The organism is Rhizobacter sp. P2_G4, from assembly GCF_056403575.1.
Window position 1 is genome coordinate 27,669 of record NZ_JBFUFG010000004.1, and the last position, 16,879, is coordinate 44,547.

The following is a 16,879-nucleotide window of genomic DNA, read 5'->3' on the forward strand; positions in this document are numbered from 1 at the left end:
TGGGTGTCGACATGGCGTCGGAACACAGCGGTGTTTTTTCAACTTGATCAAGGAGAAATGTAATGGCAACTGCAAAGAAGGCTGCGGCTAAGAAACCCGCAGTGAAAAAACCGGCGGCTAAGAAGGCTGCTGTGAAGAAGGTCGCGGCGAAGAAGCCGGCAGCCAAGAAGGTCGCGGCTAAGAAGAAGCCTGCTGCCAAGAAGGCTGCTGTCAAGAAGCCAGCGGCGAAGAAGGTCGCGGCTAAGAAGCCAGCTGCCAAGAAGGCTGCTGCTAAGAAGCCGGCTGCCAAGAAGGCTGCTGCTAAGAAGCCAGCTGCCAAGAAGGCTGCTGCCAAGAAGCCGGCTAAGAAGGCTGCGGCCAAGAAAGCCGCGAAAAAGCCTGCTGCCAAGCCTGCGGCCAAGCCTGCGGCCAAAAAGCCTGCGGCAAAGAAGCCCGCTGCCAAGAAGGCTGCGCCAGCTCCTGCTGCCCCTGCTGCGAAGCCCGCAGCAGCTCCGGCTGCAAAAACCGCGCTGAGCCCTGCTGCAGCGTGGCCTTTCCCGACGGGCGCCAAGCCCTGAGTGATAAGGTTCTGAGAGTACGAAACCCGGCTTCGGCCGGGTTTTTTTATGGCCGCTGAGACAAGCGGTGCAGGTGGGTCACAGCTCCAGCACGGCCTTGTCGATGAAGTGGTTCTGCCCGCCACGGCTGGCGATCTTCAATGCGCCGACATGGTTGCCGAGCACGACGCAGCGCTCCAGGGGCCAGCCGCGCTCCAGGCCGTACAGCAACGCACCACGGAACGCATCACCGCAGCCTGTTGGGTCAAGCACCTGTTCGGCCCTGATACCAGGAACATGAGTGCACTGACCTTGTTGCCAGAGGTCGCAGCCCTCTGCGCCAAGAGTGACGATTACGCCGCGCAGGTGTGACTTCGACAGCGTCTCCAAGGTCTTGCCCGTGCGGTCGCACAGCATGCGTCCTTCGTAGTCGTTGACCGCTACCCATGTGGCTTGGCTGACGAACTTGTTCAATTCATCGCCGTTGAACATCGGCAAGCCCTGGCCCGGATCGAACACGAACGGAATGCCTGCTGCGGCGAACTGCTCGGCGTGCTGCAGCATCGCATCGCGGCCATCCGGCGCAATGATCCCCACCTTGATGTCACCGCGATCCGTGGGCACGGCCGAGCGATGGGCCAGTTGCATGGCACCGGGGTGAAAGGCCGTGATCTGGTTGTTGTCGGCGTCCGTCATGATGATGGCCTGCGCGGTGTAAGTCTCGGATTCGGCGCGCACGAACTCCGTACTCGCATCCCACGACTTCAGGCGCGCCAGATAGTCCTGCCCGTCCGAGCCGACCGCAGCCATCACCAGCGGCTCACCGCCGAGCTTGCTCAGCGTGTAGGCGATGTTGCCCGCGCAACCGCCGAACTCGCGCCGCAAGGTGGGTACAAGGAACGACACGTTGAGGATGTGCATCTGCTCCGGAAGAATCTGCTCGGCGAAGCGACCGGGAAAGTTGGTGATCGTGTCGAACGCTAGAGAACCGCAAATCAAGGCAGGCATGGGAAGCTCCAGATACTGAGGGGACCGCAGCGGGCCGCCCGTTCAGCGGCCCCGCGTTGATGTCAGGGGTAGAAAATTTCGACGGTGTAGCCGCTGATGCGCTGCCCGGTCGTGGACGCCAGCACAAGCTGCAGATTGGACTCGCTGCCGGGCGCGAGCACCGCAGGGTTGACCCGGAAGTCACTCGGCCCAAGGGCGCGGCGCGACACCAGTTGGCCGCTCGGATCGGTCAAGCTCAAGTCAACCCACGGCATGGTCAGCGACAAAGCGCCGCGGTTGCGCAATACGACGGCCAGCCGATAGCCCGTACCGCCCGGCGCAGGCGACAGCGTGCTGCTCTCCACCGCCACATCGTCGATGCGGCGGGGCGCGCCGATCTGACAGTGCAGCCACTCGCAGCCTTGCGCCAACCACGGGCGCGTCGACGGCCATTGAGCCGCCCACAGGTCGCGAAAGTGATAAGCCGTCTGCCCCACGAAGCCACCGATCAGCAGCAGGGACAACACCGACAACATGACGCGCATTGCCGGGCTGCGCCAACGCTCGCGCTGCTTGGCCTGTTGAACGAAGCCAGGCCCACGTCGTGCCGCTTCGAGTTTGGCTCGAGCCTCTTTCACGGAGGAGCGGGCGATGCCTGTGCCCTTGCTCTTGCCACTGGGCCTGCTGGGGGCGCCGTCGGCCAGCAGCGCGGTATTGAACTGCGCATCGGCGAAGTCGACCCGGTCGCGCGCCTTGAGCGCCTGCGCCGGTGTCTGCTCTACGTCGGCCTGTTCGGGCTGGAAGAAGCGGGAGTGAATGCGGTCGCCGTCGCTGAGTTGAAACACCTCGTCGTCATCGTCGGGTGGCTCGGGCTGCTGAGGATGAGATTCGAAGGCGGCCGTGATGGTGGCCGCGAGCGGTGCAGGTGGCGCAGAGGGCGGCTTCCAGTTCGGCGGTGCGTCACGCTCCAGGTCGAACAAGCCTTCGATGGCGTTGAAGACCTCATTGCACCGGCCGCACCGCACCCAGCCCTCAGAGACCTTGAGCTGGTCTTGAACGACTCGGAAGACGGTGCCGCAGGTGGTGCAACGGGTGGCCAGGCTCATGGCGAAATCATGCCATGAGGTTTCATTGCGTAAGACGTGCCGTCATGAGAATCCAGCCGTCTTCGCTGTCGCTCACCGTGAGAGCGCACCACGGCGCATAAGCCTCTTTCAACTCGTCGGCCTGGCGCTCGAGGATGCCGGCCAACACCAGATCACCGCCAGGCTGCACATGCCCGCACAGCAAAGGCGCCAGCAACTTGAGCGGCGTCGCAAGGATGTTGGCCAACACAAGGGCGTAGTTGCCTTGTGCTGCGTCGGGCAAGCCGGCGTTCAACTGCACGCCGTTGGCCTGTGCATTGGCAAAGGTCGACGTTACCGCCGCGGGGTCGATATCGACAGCGTCGATGTGCTTCGCGCCATGCAATGCCGCGCCGATGGCGAGGATGCCGGAGCCGCAACCGTAGTCGAGCACGCGCGGCCAAGGTTGGGCATGTTGCGCCGTCCAGCGAAGGCACATGCGCGTCGTCGGGTGCGTGCCGGTGCCGAAGGCCAACCCGGGATCGAGCCGGATCACCTGCTTCGCTTCTGCCGGCGGCTGATGCCAGCTCGGCACGATCCAGAAACTCGATGTCACCGCAACAGGCGCGAACTGCGACTGCGTCAACCGCACCCAGTCTTCATCAGGCAGGGCTTGCAGCGATTGCAGGTGCACACCGGCCGCCCAATCTTGCGCCAATAACAAGGTGGCGGCTTCCGTCGCCAACTCATCGTTCGCGAACAGAGCTTTCAAGATCGAACGCTGCCAGCCACCACGCGGTGCCGGCATGCCGGGTTCGCCGAACAGCGCGTGTTCAGACGCGGTATTGGCATCAGCATCTTCAACCGACACCGAAAGCGCGTCGAGCTCATCCATCAACGCGTCGGATACCGGCTCGACCAAGTCTTCCGGCACCAGCAGCAACAACTCAACCATCGCAAACGACCTCGTCGTGCAAGCGAAGCGATGCACCTATCAAGCAACGCCCGAAGGGACCGGCTTTGCCGGCCCAATGGGCGGCGCCCCTTGGGGGCAGGAGCAAAGCGACTGGGGGGGCCATCACCTCTTTCGCTCGCTCATCCAGCCTTCAAGGTAGTGAATGCTGGTACCACCCTCGATGAACTTGGCGTCGGCCATCAGCTCGCGGTGCAACGGGATGTTGGTCTGGATGCCTTCGACCACCGTCTCCGACAGTGCGATGCGCATGCGTGCCAAGGCTTGGTCGCGGGTGTCGCCATGCGTGATGATCTTGCCGATCATCGAGTCGTAGTTGGGCGGCACGAAGTAGTTCGTGTACGCATGCGAGTCGACCCGCACGCCTGGGCCTCCGGGCGCGTGCCAGGTTGTGATGCGCCCCGGCGATGGCGTGAACTTGTACGGGTCTTCCGCGTTCACCCGGCACTCGATCGCATGGCCGCGCATCTGGATTTGCCGCTGCGTGAACGGCAGCTTCTCGCCAGCGGCCACTCGGATCTGCATTTGCACGATGTCGATGCCGGTGACCAACTCGGTGACCGGGTGCTCCACCTGCACGCGGGTGTTCATCTCGATGAAGTAGAACTCGCCGTTCTCGTAAAGGAACTCAAAGGTGCCCGCGCCCCGATAGCCGATCTTGCGGCAGGCGGCGGCGCAACGGTCGCCGATGCGTTCGATCACGCGGCGCGGGATACCCGGTGCCGGCGCCTCTTCAATGATCTTCTGGTGGCGGCGCTGCATGGAGCAATCGCGCTCACCCAGCCACACCGCGTTCTTGTGCTCGTCGGCCAGCACCTGGATCTCGACGTGGCGCGGGTTCTCAAGGAACTTCTCCATGTACACGGCCGAGTTGCCGAAGGCCGCACCGGCCTCGGCACGCGTCGTCTGCACGGCATGGATCAGCGCGGCTTCGGTGTGCACAACGCGCATGCCGCGGCCACCACCACCGCCCGAAGCCTTGATGATCACCGGGTAGCCGACTGCGCGGCCCTGCTTGATGATTTCCTTCGGGTCGTCGGGCAGCGCGCCTTCAGAGCCTGGCACGCAAGGCACACCTGACTTGATCATGGCCTGCTTGGCCGAGACCTTGTCGCCCATGGTGCGGATCGACTCGGGCGTTGGCCCGATGAAGGTGAAGCCGCTTTGCTCCACGCGCTCAGCGAAGTCGGCGTTCTCCGAGAGAAAGCCGTAGCCGGGGTGGATGGCCTCGGCATCGGTCACCTCGGCAGTCGAGATGATGGCCGGCATGTTGAGGTAGCTCTGCGCCGAAGCGGCCGGGCCGATGCAGACGGCTTCGTCGGCAAGCTTCACGTACTTGGCGTCGCGGTCGGCTTCTGAATAGACAACGACCGACTTCACGCCCATTTCGCGGCATGCGCGCTGAATGCGCAGGGCAATTTCCCCGCGATTCGCGATCAGTATCTTCTTGAACATGCAGCGCCTTATTCGATGATGAACAAAGGCTGTCCGAACTCGACGGCCTGGCCGTTCTCGCAGAAAACCTTGGTCACGGTGCCCGACTTGTCGGCCTCGATCTCGTTCATGATCTTCATCGCTTCGATGATGCAGATTGGCTCGCCTTCCTTGATGGTGGAGCCCACCGTCACGAAAGGTTTCGCACCGGGGCTGGCCGCCCCATAGAAGGTGCCGACCATCGGCGACTTGACGGTGTGCCCCGTCTCGACGGGAGCGGCCACCTCGGCCACAGGGGCGGCTGCGGCTGCAACCGGCGGCGCGACGGCCACGGGCGCTGCGGCATACGTCATCTGCGGCGCAGAGACCATGGCATGCGGGTCGGCCTTGACAATGCGAACCTTGCCGTCGGCTTCGGTGATCTCAAGTTCGGAAATGTTTGATTCAGACACCAGGTCGATCAGCGTCTTGAGTTTGCGCAGGTCCATGTGTTCTCCAACTCCTGTCGTTTGTTTGTATGAAAGCTTCGGCCACCGCCCTCAGGCGGCCGGCGCAGCTCAAGCCGATTTTGTCGGCCGGTTTTTTGCGCCACGCGTTAATGCGTGGCTGAGGGCGAGACGGTAGCCATCTGCACCCAACCCAACGATCACGCCTTCGGCGAGGTCCGAAAAATAGGAATGTTGGCGGAACGGTTCCCGGCGATGCACGTTCGACAGGTGCACTTCGATGAACGGAATCGCAACACCGGCCAAGGCATCGCGCAGGCCAATGCTGGTGTGTGTAAAGGCTCCAGGGTTGATGACGATGAAAACCGTGCCGTCCTGCCGGGCCGCTTGCACGCGATCGATCAACGCGCCTTCGTGGTTGCTTTGGAAAGTCGCGAGCGTGGCGCCTGCTTCGGCGGCGATTTTCGTTAGTTCTGCGTTGATTTGATCCAAAGTCACGGCGCCATAGACCTCAGGCTCGCGTGTGCCGAGCAGGTTGAGGTTGGGGCCGTGAAGGACAAGAATCTGCATGAGCCGGGAGGCACTTCAAAAGCGAAGGCTGAACTTTACGCGTTTTGCGCGCCGTTCGGCTCAAGAAGCGAAATTAGGACAACTTCTTTACCCAGGCCCCTAGATCCTCTGGCGTGATAGTTCCCAATTTTCGAAAAGCGACAACTCCCTGCCTGTCGAAGACGGCGCTAAAGGGGAGACCGCCGCGTTCGTTGCCCAGAGATTTCGCCAAGTCGACACCCGTGAACCCGGCCAGGCCGATAGGAAAGGCCACCGGCACCTTGGTCAGAAACTCGCGCACTGGAGTCGGTCCGTCGACCGCCAAGCCGACCACCTGCCAGCCCTGTGCCTGGTGTTCGCGGTGGAAGGCGTCGAGCATCGGCATTTCCTTCACGCAGGGCGCGCACCAGGTCGCCCAGAAGTTCAGCACCAATGGTTTGCCGCGCAACGCGCCCATCGCAAGTTCACCGCCACCCGGCCGGTCGAAGCGCTGGGTCCACAAAGACTGTTCTGCATCACTTAAGGCGGAGTCGGAGCGCGCTCGCCACAAAGCCCACCCGGCGCCGCCGGCAGCAGCAACGGCGGCCACCGCACCGGTCGCTAGCATCTGACGCCGGTTCATGCACCCTCCATCCGACGACGCAAAGCGGTCAGGTCGCCCCGCTCTGACTGGCCGCGGGCGTCGGGCTTGAGCGCGCCGCGCAGATCGTCGTGGTCGAGGATGGTCAGGTGGACGGTCACCGATTCACCGAGTTCGGCGCTCATGCTGCTGACGGTCAACACGTCGATCGGCTTGCCCCGCGGTCCGTCCAGGCTGCCGACGTCGTAGTCGACACGTTTGTCGATGAGTGCCAACTCGGCCTCCTTGGAGTCATCGCAGAACAGCTGCAAGTGCACGCTGTTCAGGCGCGTGGCGGTACCGCGCCACACTGCGCCGGTGAGGTGGGGGCGAAAGGCCTGCAGCCGCTCCATCCACAGAATGGCAACTTCACGCATGGCTTTCAGTTCGGCAGGCTGGGTGTCAGCGCAGAAGAGTTCTATATAGGCGCGGACTTCGTCTTCGATCTCGTCATTGCTTGGCAGATCGACCGGGCGAACACTGTGCTTGCCGATCACCTTCGCGGCACGGCGCTTGGCTGGGCCGTATTCCATGCCCTCCTCGACGATCAGGCGCGCGGCTGCGCTGGCCAACTCGGCACTCAAGTGAGAACTCATTCGCAGATTCTAGGGAGATGCCATGCCCCCACGTCGCTATGCGACGGCGGCTGGGCGGGCTACGGTAGTTCTACCGCACTCATGCGGGCGGCGACGGTGGAGGCTCGGCCTAGCACGTAGGCCGAGCCCGGGCGTTTCTCGAAGCGCTTGGGTGCCGGCAGCATCACCGCCAGCCGGGCCGCGGCAAAGCCGCCAAGCTGGTTGGCGCTGACGTGGAAGTAGTGGCGCGAGGCCGCTTCGGCGCCGAACAGGCCCTCGCCCCATTCAACGTTGTTCAGGTAGATCTCGAGGATGCGCTGTTTGGGCAGCAAGGCTTCGAGCATGAATGTGATGACGAATTCCTGCCCTTTGCGCGCGAGGCTGCGTTCACCCGCCAGAAACAGGTTCTTGGCCAACTGCTGGGTGATGGTGGAGCCACCCACGATCTTGACGGTCGCCGGCTTCACGGCAACCGGTTTGTTGCTGCGCGTCGCTTGGCGAAGCTGCCGTTCGTTGATCTTCTCGGCCTGGGCCTCAGCGCGCTGGTTCTTTTCCCACGCCTTTTCGAGCGCATCCCACTCCACGCCGCTGTGGTCCAGGAAGCTCGCGTCTTCAGACGCAATCACCGCACGCTTGAGGTTATCGGAGATCCGTTCTTCGCCCACCCATTGCTGGCTCCACAGCAGCCGGTGCTGTTCCTTCACCAAGCGATGGATTTCCGAGCGCTGGAAGGTGGTGGACTGCGGGTCGACGACCAGCATCAGGCCGACACGCGCCAGAAAGTAGAGCTGCAACGCCAAGGCGGAAATCACCAGCAGGCTGAGGACGCGCGCGACCTGTCTCATCATGGCCGCCGCTTATTTCGCCGACAGCCGGGCGCGCAAGGCACTCAGCACCGGCGCGGTATCGGGGCGGACGCCGCGCCAAATGAAGAATGCTTCCGCTGCCTGCTCGACCAGCATGCCCAGCCCATCGCGTGAGCGTGCGTCGTGTTGCTCGGCCCAGCCCATGAAGCGGGCGGCGGCCGGGCCGTACATCATGTCGAGCGCCAGCCCGTCCGCGCGCAGCACGTCGGCTGCGACGGGAATGGCGGCGCCTTGCAGGCTGGTTGCGGTGGCGTTGATGACGACGTCGAACGCCGTGCCGCATCCGGCCAACGGCTTTGCGCTGAGAGCGGTGCCATGTTGCTCTGCCAAGAAAGCATGGCGTTCCAGCAACGTCTGGGCCTTGTCGAGGCTGCGGTTGGCGACGACCAGCTCAGCGGGGCCGGCCTCGATCAGCGGCCCGAGCGCGCCGGCGGCCGCGCCACCTGCGCCGATCAGCAGCACGCGGGTGCCGCGCAACGGGACGCCGGCATTGCGCTCGATGTCTCGGACGAGGCCGATGCCGTCGCTGTTGTGCGCGACCCAACCTGCCGCCTCGAAGCTGAGCACGTTGGCCGCTTGCGCCAAGGCGGCGCGTTCACTGTGGCGAGCTGCCAGCCTGAAGGCATCGAACTTGAACGGTACGGTGACGTTGCAGCCACGTCCGCCAGCGGCGGCGAAGGCCGTGACGCTGTCGGTAAAGCCGTCCAGCGGGCACAGCAAGCGGTCGTAGACCATGGGCTGTCCGGTCGCTTCGGCGAACTGGGCGTGGATGAACGGTGATTGGCTGTGCTCGACCGGGTTGCCGGCCACGACGTAGCGGTCCACGGAATGCTTCACTGGGTTTTCTGGGTCGGGCCGGCGACGGAGGTTTCGAAGCCTTCTTCGCGCGAGAAGCGGAAGCGCGTCGGGATCACCAACTGGTCGGCCTGCTTCTTCATCGCTGGAGAAAACGAGCCGAACGGCGCCGCGGCCTGCACGATGGAGATGGCCCGCTTGTCGAGCAGCTTGGACTGCGAAGCCTGCACGATCTCGGTCTCGACGATGCGGCCGGCGGAATCGACGGTGATGATCATCGTCAGCTCGCCGTAGAGCTTCTTGCCTTGGTATTCAGGGAAGTTGCGCGTGCCGCGGTCTTCGATTTTGCGGCGCAACTGGTCGTAGTAAATGGCGTAGACCTCTTCGCGCGTCGACGGGCTGATGTAGCGCTTCTTTGGGCGGGCGTTCTCTTCGTTGATCCGCTTTTCGATCTCGGCCAGAAGCTGCAGCAGCTGGCGGCGGCGTTCTTCCTGCGAGCGGTCTTGCGGGGTGCCGCGGTCGCGCTTCGGGTCAGGCTGCGGCAGTGTGGCGAGCTCTTTGCGCACCTGAGCCAGCAGCTGCAATTGCGTTTCTTGCAACTGCTCGATCTGCTTGCGCGCGTCTTCGGCCGATTCGCCGAGCTCGGTCAGGTCGGAGCTGGGCAGTGGCGAGGTCGCGCGGCCTCGGTCGACTTCACCGCCGCCTGCCAAGTTGCGCTGGGCAATCGCCTGCGCCTTGGACGGTGCCTCGCTGGAACGCGAGTTGACCAGGATCACCTCGAGCGGCGTGTCCTGGAAGGTGCGGTTGAAGCCTTCTGGGTCGATGGCCGGCCAAGCCAACAGCGCCGCGTGAACGGCGATGGAGGTGGTCAGCGCAATCTGCAGAACGGAAAATTTCTTCGCCATGAGCGGTTCAAACAGCGGGCGCCGATGCTACCGCGGGTTCGTCTGCGGGGGCTTCCTTGCCGTCGTCGGCCATGTCGATGGCCAGTGTCAGCGGTCCGGCTGCCTGATCTTCGCTGTCGTCGATCACGGCGTCATCGGCCTCGGTACTCGGGTCATCCAGGCGCTGCAGCACACTGGCATGCACATCGAGCGTCAGCAGGTCGGTGCCGTTGATGCGCACCCGCACCCGAGCGCCGCGTGGCAGTCGCTCTGCACCGACAGCGCGGAACACGAGCGGCAGGTCGTCGGAGCGCACCAGGCCATCCTTCATCACTGCGGCATCGATCTCCTGCAGGCCGTGCTGCGCCAAGTATTGCAGCGTCCAGTAGCGTTCGATGCCCGACTGGAAACCGTTGTACGCGGTGTAGGCCTCGTCGAAGCTCGAGATGATGGAAAACAGCGCCGCGTCCTTCGGCTTGAATGGCGCGGCCAGTGCGGCCGTGCGGCCGTGGCGCGCGCAAGCGATGATCTGCCACTGGTTCACCAGGTCGACGTAGCGGCGCAGTGGTGACGTGGCCCAGGTGTACTGCGCCACGCCCATGCCGGCATGCGGCGCGGCCTTGGTACCCATGCGCACCTTGACGCCGGGCGCCATGCTGGCCTGGCTGCGGTAGATGCCTGGCACGCCCAGCTCATTGAGCCAGCCGCCCCAGGTGCTGTTGGCGAGGATCATCGCCTCGGCCACGATCAAGTCGAGCGGTGCGCCGCGCGTGCGTGTGCTGATCAGCACCTGCTCGTCGCCTTTCGGTTCGCTGCCGTCGTTGCCTTCGAGTCGGAAGTTGTAGTCAGGCCGGTTGAACAGCTCCGGCTTGCCGCGCACCACCTCACGACCGGCCTTGAGATGGCGGGCGAGACGGAACGCAAAAGCGAGTTCGGGTGCGAAGGCATAGCCCGCCGGCGCTTCACCTGTGAGCGTGGCTTCGGTAATCACGCTGTCGAGCTGGTCGTGCCGCAGGTTGGCGGTGATGGGCACGCGCTCCAGCCGCGTTTCGCTGCTCTTCACGGCGAGCGTGGCTTCGTCGAAGCTGACGTAGAGCGACACGGCCGGGCAGTCACGGCCTTCCATCAAGGTGTAGGTCTGCACCACCTCGTCGGGCAGCATGGTCAGCTTGTAGCCGGGCATGTAGACGGTGGACAGGCGGTCACGCGCTACCTTGTCGATCGGTCCTTCCGGTGCGATGGCGAGGCCCGGCGCGGCAATGTGAACTCCGAACACCACGGTACCACTGCCCAGGCCTTGCACCGACAAGGCATCGTCGATCTCGGTGGTCTGCGAATCGTCGATCGAGAACGCCTGCACGGTCGCAAGCGGCAGTGGGTCCTTGATCGCTGGGGCCTGCAGCGCGGGGAAGCCGGTGCCTTTGGGGAAGTTCTCGAACAAGAAACGCCGCCAGTGGAACTGATACGGCGAGTCGATGGCGCCGGCTGACGTCAGCAGATCGAGCGGCGCCTTCTGCGCCAGCTTCGAGGCCTCCACCACGGCCTTGTACTCGGCGGCGTTCTTGTCTGGCTTGAAGAGGATCTTGTACAGCTGCTCGCGCACCGGTGCCGGGCAGGTGCCGGCCACCAGCTCGCGGGCCCAGGTATCGATCTGCGCGGCGATGAGTTTCTTGCGCTCGATGCCGAGCAGCGCGGCCTTCACGATCTCTTCGGGCGCCTTCTTGAACTGGCCCTTGCCGAGACGGCGAAAGTAGTGCGGCGCTTCGAACAGGCGAAACAGCGCCGCGGCCTGCTGGGCCGGCCCAGCATTCGCGCTGAAGTAATCGCGTGCCAGATCGGCGAAGCCGAAATCGCTGTCGGGTGCGAATTCCCAAGCCAGGTCGAGATCGATGTCCTTTGCCAGGCGTTGCCCTTCGGCGAGCAATTCGGCCGGGACGGGTTTGTCGAACTTGAGCAGCACGTTGGCTGCCTTGGCTTTCACGCGTTTGCCCGAGTCGAGCTCGATCTGCATCGAGCTGTCGGCCTCGGACATCACACGGCCGGCGAGAAATTTGCCGGCATCCTCAAACAATGCGTACATGGCCCAGATTGTCGCCTGAAGAGGGGCCCGCCTCAGGGCGACCGCGCGAGCCCTAGGAAGTGCAACAGGTGTGGCAAATGCGTGTCGAAATCCGACAGCGCATGGTCGCTGCCTTCGACGATGCGAAGGTGGGCGCCCCGGTAACGCCCGCTCATCTCGCGCCAGTCCAGCACCTCGTCGCCGGTGGCGATGACTGCGAAGTAGCGCGAGGGGTGGGCCAGCCGGGCAGGCGTCATGTCGCGCAGTTGATCCAGATACGCCGGCAGGAAGAAGAAGCGCTCTTCGCTGTGCCAGGCCTTGGTTTCGCCGATGTGGCGCTTCAGGTCGCGCGCCGGGTCGACGGCCGGGTTGAGCAGGCCGGCCTTGCAGCGCAGGCGCTCTGCCATCACGGTGGCATAGAAGCCGCCCAGCGAGCTGCCGACGATCACCGTGCGCCCGATCGGCCAGTCCGAGACGCCTCGCGCCAGCAGCTCGATGGCTTCGCGCGGTGAAGGCGGAAGCTGCGGGCACCACCAGGTCAGCCGCGGTTCATGTTTCTCGACCCAGTCGGCCATGCGGCGCGCCTTGGCCGATTGGGGAGACGACCGAAAACCGTGCAGGTACAGCAAGTGCGTGGGGGTCATGGAACTGGTCGGCAATAGGTCTGCTCGAAGCGTTGCGCCGTGCACGGCAAACGCCAAGGCGTGAAGTTTGCCCGACTCCGAACGGCAACACACTTAGCGATACGAGGCGATACGAGATCGACCCTAAACTGACCTCTTCGCATCGTCGCTCACAAGGACCTTCTCGTGAAAGATTCGAATCCTGGCCGCTTCGTCGGGCTGTGTTCTCCAAGGACGCTTGGCCTCACCGCTGTTCTGATCCTGCAGGCCTGCGCGACACACGCGCCAACCACGAATGCGGCCAAGGCAAAACCCACCTCTGCGGTGGCCGCCAACACGGCGGCGGTGCCGGCGCCGGTCGGCTCCGCTGCTCCGGCGAGCCCGGCATCGGCGGCTTCTGGGGCTGCTGCGAATGCGCCCAAGCCGCCCGATCCCGGTCAGCCAAAACCCTTCGACGAAGTGATCAAGGGTGCCACGCAGCAGGCCGGGTTCGTGCCTGTCTGGCGCAAGGACGACAAGATCTGGTTGGAGATCCCGGCCGAACGGCTGGACCAGCCTTTCCTGATGTCGGTGAACGTCGGCAGTTCGGTCGGCGAGCGCGGTCTCTACGCGAGCCAGATGGGCCCGTCATGGCTCGCGAGCTTCCGCAAGATCGGCACCAGCCAGATGCAGCTGATCGCGCTCAACACCAGCTACGTGAGCAGCACCCCTGGCATGAAGACGGCGGTGGAGCAGGGCTTCTCGCAGAGTTTGCTCGGCTCGGCCGCCATTGCCAGCGCGCCTCACCCGCAGCGCAAATCGGTGCTCATCGATGCGAGCTTTCTGCTGACCGACATCCCGGGCTATTCGACGCGGATCGAGCAAGCCTTCCGCATGCCGTTCTCGCTCGACCGCGGCAACTCGTTCTTCGAGAAGACCCGGGTCAGCGACGAGATCACCACCATTAACGCGCGGGTGCATTTCTCGACCAGCCGGCTGTCGGCGCCACCGCTGGTGCCGAGCCCGGTGCCGGTGCCTCCGCCACCGTCCACCACACCCGATGCGCGCAGCATGTTCGTGGGCTTCGTATACAGCTTCACCCGCCTGCCCGAGCAGCCGATGCCTGCTCGCATCACCGATCCGCGTCTGGGGCATTTCTTCGACGTCGTGACCGACCTCGGCACGGATCTCAAGGCCAACCCGCGCGTGCACTACGTCAACCGCTGGCGCCTCGAGAAGCAGGACCCGGCGGCCGAGCTGTCCGAACCCAAGGTGCCCATCGTCTACTGGCTCGACAAGAACATCCCGCCGCAGTACCGCAAGTCGGTCGAGGCAGGTGTGCTGGAGTGGAACAAGGCATTCGAGAAGATCGGCTTCAAGAATGCCATCGTCGTGCGCCAGCAGCCGGAGGATGCAGAGTGGGATGACATGGATGCGCGCCATGCGTCGATCCGCTGGTTCGTCGGTGCCGACGTCGGCTTTGCCATCGGCCCCAACCATTCCGACCCACGCACCGGCGAGATCATCGATGCCGACATCGGCATGAGCGATGTCTTCGGCCGCGGCTCGCGGCGCTTCATCGTTGAAGACGTCGGCACCAGCGCGGCGGCCACGTCGCTGAACAGAGCGGGGCCTTGGCGCGCTGCTCAGGCCGCTTATTGCAACTACGCCCAAGAGGCCGCTGCCGAGATGGACTTTGCGCTCGATCTGCTCGAAGCGCGCGGCGATCTCGCACCCGACAGCCCCGAGGCCGAGGCCTTCGTGCAATCGGTGATCAAGGACACGATCATGCATGAGGTGGGTCACACGCTGGGCCTCAAGCACAACTTCAAAGGCTCCACCGTCATCAGCCGCGCCAAGCTGCAAGACAAGGAGTTCACCGAGAAGAACGGCATCTCCGGCTCGGTGATGGACTACAACGCCTACAACCTCGCGGTGCGGGGCGAGAAGCAGGGCGCGTTCAACAACACCACCCTCGGCCCGTACGACTACTGGGCGATCGAGTACGCGTACAAGTCGGTGCCTCCTGCGGACGAGGCGGCGGAGCTGTCGCGCATTGCCGGGCGCAGCACCGATCCGCTGCTGGCCTACGCCGACGATGCCGATGCCGGTGGTGGCGCGGGCAACGATGGCATCGACCCGCTCGTCAACCGCTTCGACCTCGGCGATGACCCGTTGGCTTACTACGAGAAGCGCCTGCAGCTCTCGCGCGAGCTGTGGCAACGGGTGCAAAACCGCGCGCCGCAGCTAGGCGACGAGGCCACGCGCCAGCGCCGTGTGCTGCTCAGCGGATTCCGCCAGCTGGGCCGCGCCACCGAGCTGGTGGGCAAGTACGTCGGTGGCATGCACACCGTTCGCGATCTGCCGGGCACCACCGGGCGCGCCGCCTATGTACCGGTCGAGCCGGCCAAGCAGCGCGAGGCCTTGCAGTTCCTGGCGACCGGCGTGTTCAATGCCGACAGCTTCCGCTTCAAGCCGGAGTTCCTCTCGAGCCTCTCGCCCGACTACAACGAATGGGAGCGCGGAGGCCCGGTGAGCATCCCGTCGACGGTGCTGCAGCTGCAGACCGCCGCGATGGACCGCTTGCTGGGCCCAGGCACCGCCTCGCGTCTGCTCGACCTGCCTTCTTATGTGAGCAGTTCCAACAAGCGGAGCATCATCTCGCTGGCCGAGGTCTACACCACGCTGCAGGGCGCGGTGTGGAGCGAGCTCAAGACCGGCAAGGAAATCGACCGCCTGCGTCGCAATCTGCAACGCGAACACCTCAAGCGGATGCAAGGCCTGCTGCTTCGCAATGCCGGCTTGCCGGCTGATGCGTTGAGCCTGGTGCGCATGAATGCGACGGAACTTCAGACGCAGCTCAAGCGCGCTTCGACCAATGGCCGTCTGTCGGTGGAGAGCCGCGCTCATCTGCAGGACAGCTTGTCTCAGCTGACCGAGGCCCTGCGCGCGTCAATGCTGCGGAGTTAGTAGGGCCTCCCAGTCGCTGGCGCTCCTGCCCCCGAGGGGCGCCACCTGGCGGACCGGCAAAGCCGGATCCGCGGGCGTTGCTTGAGGTTGCGCTCGCTGTCGCTCGCTCGTGCAAGCGACAGCCTTACTGCGGTTTGAGTGAGGCCAGCAATTTTTCGTGGATGCCACCGAAGCCACCGTTGCTCATGCACAGCACGTGGTCGCCGGGGCGGGCGACCTTGCGCACGGCGGCGACCAAGGCATCGATGGTGTCGATGACGATGGCCTTGTCGCCCATCGGCGCGAGTGCTTCCTTGGCGCTCCAGCCGAGGTTGCCCTGGTGGCAGAACGACAGGTCGGCTTCTTCCAGTGCCCACGGCAGCTGGGCTTTCATCGCGCCGAGTTTCATGGTGTTGGAGCGTGGCTCGAACACCGCGAGGATGCGTTCCATGCCGACCTTGCGGCGCAGGCCGTTCACTGTGGTGCGAATGGCGGTGGGGTGGTGCGCGAAGTCGTCGTAGACCTTCACGCCGCCCGCTTCACCGCGCAGCTCGAGCCGGCGGCGCACGTTCTCGAAGCTCGACAGCGCCTTGCCGGCGACCTCGGGCGCCACGCCCACGTGCTCGGCAGCAGCGATGGCCGCAAGCGCGTTGAGCTGGTTGTGCTCACCGAGCAAATGCCAGTCGACGCGGGCGATCTTGAGGCTGCCGCGCAGCACGTCGAAGGCATGCGGTTCGCCGCGGGCGCGCAGCGCGCCGGGCGTTTCCTTGCGGGTACCGAAGCGCACCACCTCGCTCCAGCAGCCGCGCTCGAGTACGCGCTGCAATGATTCTTCTCGTGCGTTCACGACCAGCCGACCCGTCGCAGGCACGGTGCGCACGAGGTGGTGGAACTGCGTCTCGATGGCGGCGAGGTCGGGAAAGATGTCGGCGTGGTCGTACTCGAGGTTGTTGAGCACGGCGGTGCGCGGCCGGTAGTGAACGAACTTGCTCCGCTTGTCGAAGAAGGCGGTGTCGTATTCGTCGGCTTCGATGACGAACGGCTTGCCTACGCCGCCCTCGGGGGGGGCATTCACGTTCCCCAGCTTGGCCGACACGCCGAAGTTCTGCGGTACGCCGCCGACCAGGAAGCCGGGCTGCAGGCCTGCCTTCTCCAATATCCAGGCCAGCATCGACGTGGTGGTGGTCTTGCCGTGCGTGCCGGCCACGGCCAACACATGCCGACCCTGCAATACGTTCTCGGCCAGCCACAGCGGCCCACTCGTGTAGGGCCGGCCGGCATCGAGAATGGCTTCGACCAGCGGGTTGCCGCGCGAGACCACATTGCCAATGACGAAGAGATCGGGCTTCAAGGCGAGCTGGTCCGCGCTCCAACCTTCGATGAGCTCGATGTCGAGCGCGCGCAACTGGTCGCTCATCGGCGGGTAGACGCCGGCATCGCACCCTGTGACCTTGTGGCCCGCTTCGCGCGCCAACGCTGCCAAGCCGCCCATGAAGGTGCCGCAGATGCCGAGGATGTGAATGTGCATGGGGATCGATTCT

16 protein-coding genes are annotated in these 16,879 nt (G+C 64.5%); 2 read left to right on the top strand and 14 right to left on the bottom strand.

The features are described 5' to 3' along the window. Positions 1-62: 62 nt before the first annotated feature. The gene (locus tag AC1DYS_RS16195; RefSeq protein ID WP_477900924.1) at positions 63-557 is read left to right on the top strand and encodes a histone H1-like DNA-binding protein; all 495 of its coding nucleotides are present in this window, start codon (positions 63-65) and stop codon (positions 555-557) included. Between the two features lie 78 nt (positions 558-635). On the opposite strand, the gene AC1DYS_RS16200 is transcribed toward AC1DYS_RS16195, so the two are convergent. The 13 genes from AC1DYS_RS16200 to AC1DYS_RS16260 form a co-directional block, all read right to left on the bottom strand. Then, complete coding sequence (locus AC1DYS_RS16200; RefSeq protein ID WP_477900925.1) at positions 636-1,544, bottom strand: carbohydrate kinase family protein; 909 nt, start codon at positions 1,542-1,544, stop codon at positions 636-638. A 62-nt stretch (positions 1,545-1,606) separates the two neighbouring features. Beyond that, positions 1,607-2,629: a zinc-ribbon and DUF3426 domain-containing protein gene (locus AC1DYS_RS16205; protein WP_477900926.1), complete on the bottom strand. Its 1,023-nt coding sequence runs from the start codon at positions 2,627-2,629 to the stop codon at positions 1,607-1,609. A gap of 22 nt (positions 2,630-2,651) precedes the next feature. Beyond that, positions 2,652-3,542, bottom strand: coding sequence for a 50S ribosomal protein L11 methyltransferase (prmA, locus tag AC1DYS_RS16210; RefSeq protein WP_477900927.1), 891 nt, complete (start codon positions 3,540-3,542; stop codon positions 2,652-2,654). 123 nt (positions 3,543-3,665) lie between these two features. Beyond that, complete coding sequence (gene accC, locus AC1DYS_RS16215) at positions 3,666-5,015, bottom strand: acetyl-CoA carboxylase biotin carboxylase subunit (protein ID WP_477900928.1); 1,350 nt, start codon at positions 5,013-5,015, stop codon at positions 3,666-3,668. Between the two features lie 8 nt (positions 5,016-5,023). Continuing rightward, positions 5,024-5,482 (bottom strand): acetyl-CoA carboxylase biotin carboxyl carrier protein, encoded by a 459-nt coding sequence (gene accB, locus AC1DYS_RS16220; protein ID WP_477900929.1) that lies wholly within the window; start codon positions 5,480-5,482, stop codon positions 5,024-5,026. 69 nt (positions 5,483-5,551) lie between these two features. Then, positions 5,552-6,010: a type II 3-dehydroquinate dehydratase gene (aroQ, locus tag AC1DYS_RS16225; protein ID WP_477900930.1), complete on the bottom strand. Its 459-nt coding sequence runs from the start codon at positions 6,008-6,010 to the stop codon at positions 5,552-5,554. Between the two features lie 73 nt (positions 6,011-6,083). Continuing rightward, on the bottom strand, positions 6,084-6,611 hold the full coding sequence (locus tag AC1DYS_RS16230) for a TlpA family protein disulfide reductase (RefSeq protein WP_477900931.1): 528 nt from the start codon (positions 6,609-6,611) through the stop codon (positions 6,084-6,086). Beyond that, positions 6,608-7,204 (bottom strand): hypothetical protein, encoded by a 597-nt coding sequence (locus tag AC1DYS_RS16235; RefSeq protein WP_477900933.1) that lies wholly within the window; start codon positions 7,202-7,204, stop codon positions 6,608-6,610. Before AC1DYS_RS16235 ends, AC1DYS_RS16230 begins: the two co-directional genes overlap by 4 nt. 59 nt (positions 7,205-7,263) lie before the next feature. Next, positions 7,264-8,028 (bottom strand): transglycosylase domain-containing protein, encoded by a 765-nt coding sequence (locus AC1DYS_RS16240; protein ID WP_477901906.1) that lies wholly within the window; start codon positions 8,026-8,028, stop codon positions 7,264-7,266. 12 nt (positions 8,029-8,040) lie between these two features. Beyond that, complete coding sequence (gene aroE, locus AC1DYS_RS16245; RefSeq protein WP_477900934.1) at positions 8,041-8,874, bottom strand: shikimate dehydrogenase; 834 nt, start codon at positions 8,872-8,874, stop codon at positions 8,041-8,043. 8 nt (positions 8,875-8,882) lie between these two features. Next, the gene (locus AC1DYS_RS16250; protein WP_047493576.1) at positions 8,883-9,749 is read right to left on the bottom strand and encodes an energy transducer TonB; all 867 of its coding nucleotides are present in this window, start codon (positions 9,747-9,749) and stop codon (positions 8,883-8,885) included. Between the two features lie 7 nt (positions 9,750-9,756). After that, positions 9,757-11,808: a ribonuclease catalytic domain-containing protein gene (locus AC1DYS_RS16255; protein WP_477900936.1), complete on the bottom strand. Its 2,052-nt coding sequence runs from the start codon at positions 11,806-11,808 to the stop codon at positions 9,757-9,759. Between the two features lie 32 nt (positions 11,809-11,840). After that, positions 11,841-12,431 carry a YqiA/YcfP family alpha/beta fold hydrolase gene (locus tag AC1DYS_RS16260; protein WP_477900938.1) on the bottom strand — a complete coding sequence of 197 codons (591 nt, stop codon included), beginning with the start codon at positions 12,429-12,431 and terminating at the stop codon, positions 11,841-11,843. Positions 12,432-12,596: 165 nt separating this feature from the next. Between AC1DYS_RS16260 and AC1DYS_RS16265 the strand changes: the two genes are divergently transcribed. After that, positions 12,597-15,359, top strand: coding sequence for a zinc-dependent metalloprotease (locus AC1DYS_RS16265; protein WP_477900940.1), 2,763 nt, complete (start codon positions 12,597-12,599; stop codon positions 15,357-15,359). Positions 15,360-15,483: 124 nt separating this feature from the next. Here AC1DYS_RS16265 and mpl read toward each other — a convergent pair whose 3' ends face one another. Next, entirely contained in the window at positions 15,484-16,866 is a 1,383-nt protein-coding gene (gene mpl, locus AC1DYS_RS16270) for a UDP-N-acetylmuramate:L-alanyl-gamma-D-glutamyl-meso-diaminopimelate ligase (protein ID WP_477900942.1), read from the bottom strand. Positions 16,867-16,879: the final 13 nt, after the last annotated feature.

Bases quoted from the DNA above. Each gene is read 5' to 3' on its own strand.
- AC1DYS_RS16195 (WP_477900924.1), top strand. From the start codon at position 63: ATGGCAACTGCAAAGAAGGCTGCGGCTAAGAAACCCGCAGTGAAAAAA.
- AC1DYS_RS16200 (WP_477900925.1), bottom strand. From the start codon at position 1,544: ATGCCTGCCTTGATTTGCGGTTCTCTAGCGTTCGACACGATCACCAAC.
- AC1DYS_RS16205 (WP_477900926.1), bottom strand. From the start codon at position 2,629: ATGAGCCTGGCCACCCGTTGCACCACCTGCGGCACCGTCTTCCGAGTC.
- prmA (WP_477900927.1), bottom strand. From the start codon at position 3,542: ATGGTTGAGTTGTTGCTGCTGGTGCCGGAAGACTTGGTCGAGCCGGTA.
- accC (WP_477900928.1), bottom strand. From the start codon at position 5,015: ATGTTCAAGAAGATACTGATCGCGAATCGCGGGGAAATTGCCCTGCGC.
- accB (WP_477900929.1), bottom strand. From the start codon at position 5,482: ATGGACCTGCGCAAACTCAAGACGCTGATCGACCTGGTGTCTGAATCA.
- aroQ (WP_477900930.1), bottom strand. From the start codon at position 6,010: ATGCAGATTCTTGTCCTTCACGGCCCCAACCTCAACCTGCTCGGCACA.
- AC1DYS_RS16230 (WP_477900931.1), bottom strand. From the start codon at position 6,611: ATGAACCGGCGTCAGATGCTAGCGACCGGTGCGGTGGCCGCCGTTGCT.
- AC1DYS_RS16235 (WP_477900933.1), bottom strand. From the start codon at position 7,204: ATGAGTTCTCACTTGAGTGCCGAGTTGGCCAGCGCAGCCGCGCGCCTG.
- AC1DYS_RS16240 (WP_477901906.1), bottom strand. From the start codon at position 8,028: ATGAGACAGGTCGCGCGCGTCCTCAGCCTGCTGGTGATTTCCGCCTTG.
- AC1DYS_RS16250 (WP_047493576.1), bottom strand. From the start codon at position 9,749: ATGGCGAAGAAATTTTCCGTTCTGCAGATTGCGCTGACCACCTCCATC.
- AC1DYS_RS16255 (WP_477900936.1), bottom strand. From the start codon at position 11,808: ATGTACGCATTGTTTGAGGATGCCGGCAAATTTCTCGCCGGCCGTGTG.
- AC1DYS_RS16260 (WP_477900938.1), bottom strand. From the start codon at position 12,431: ATGACCCCCACGCACTTGCTGTACCTGCACGGTTTTCGGTCGTCTCCC.
- mpl (WP_477900942.1), bottom strand. From the start codon at position 16,866: ATGCACATTCACATCCTCGGCATCTGCGGCACCTTCATGGGCGGCTTG.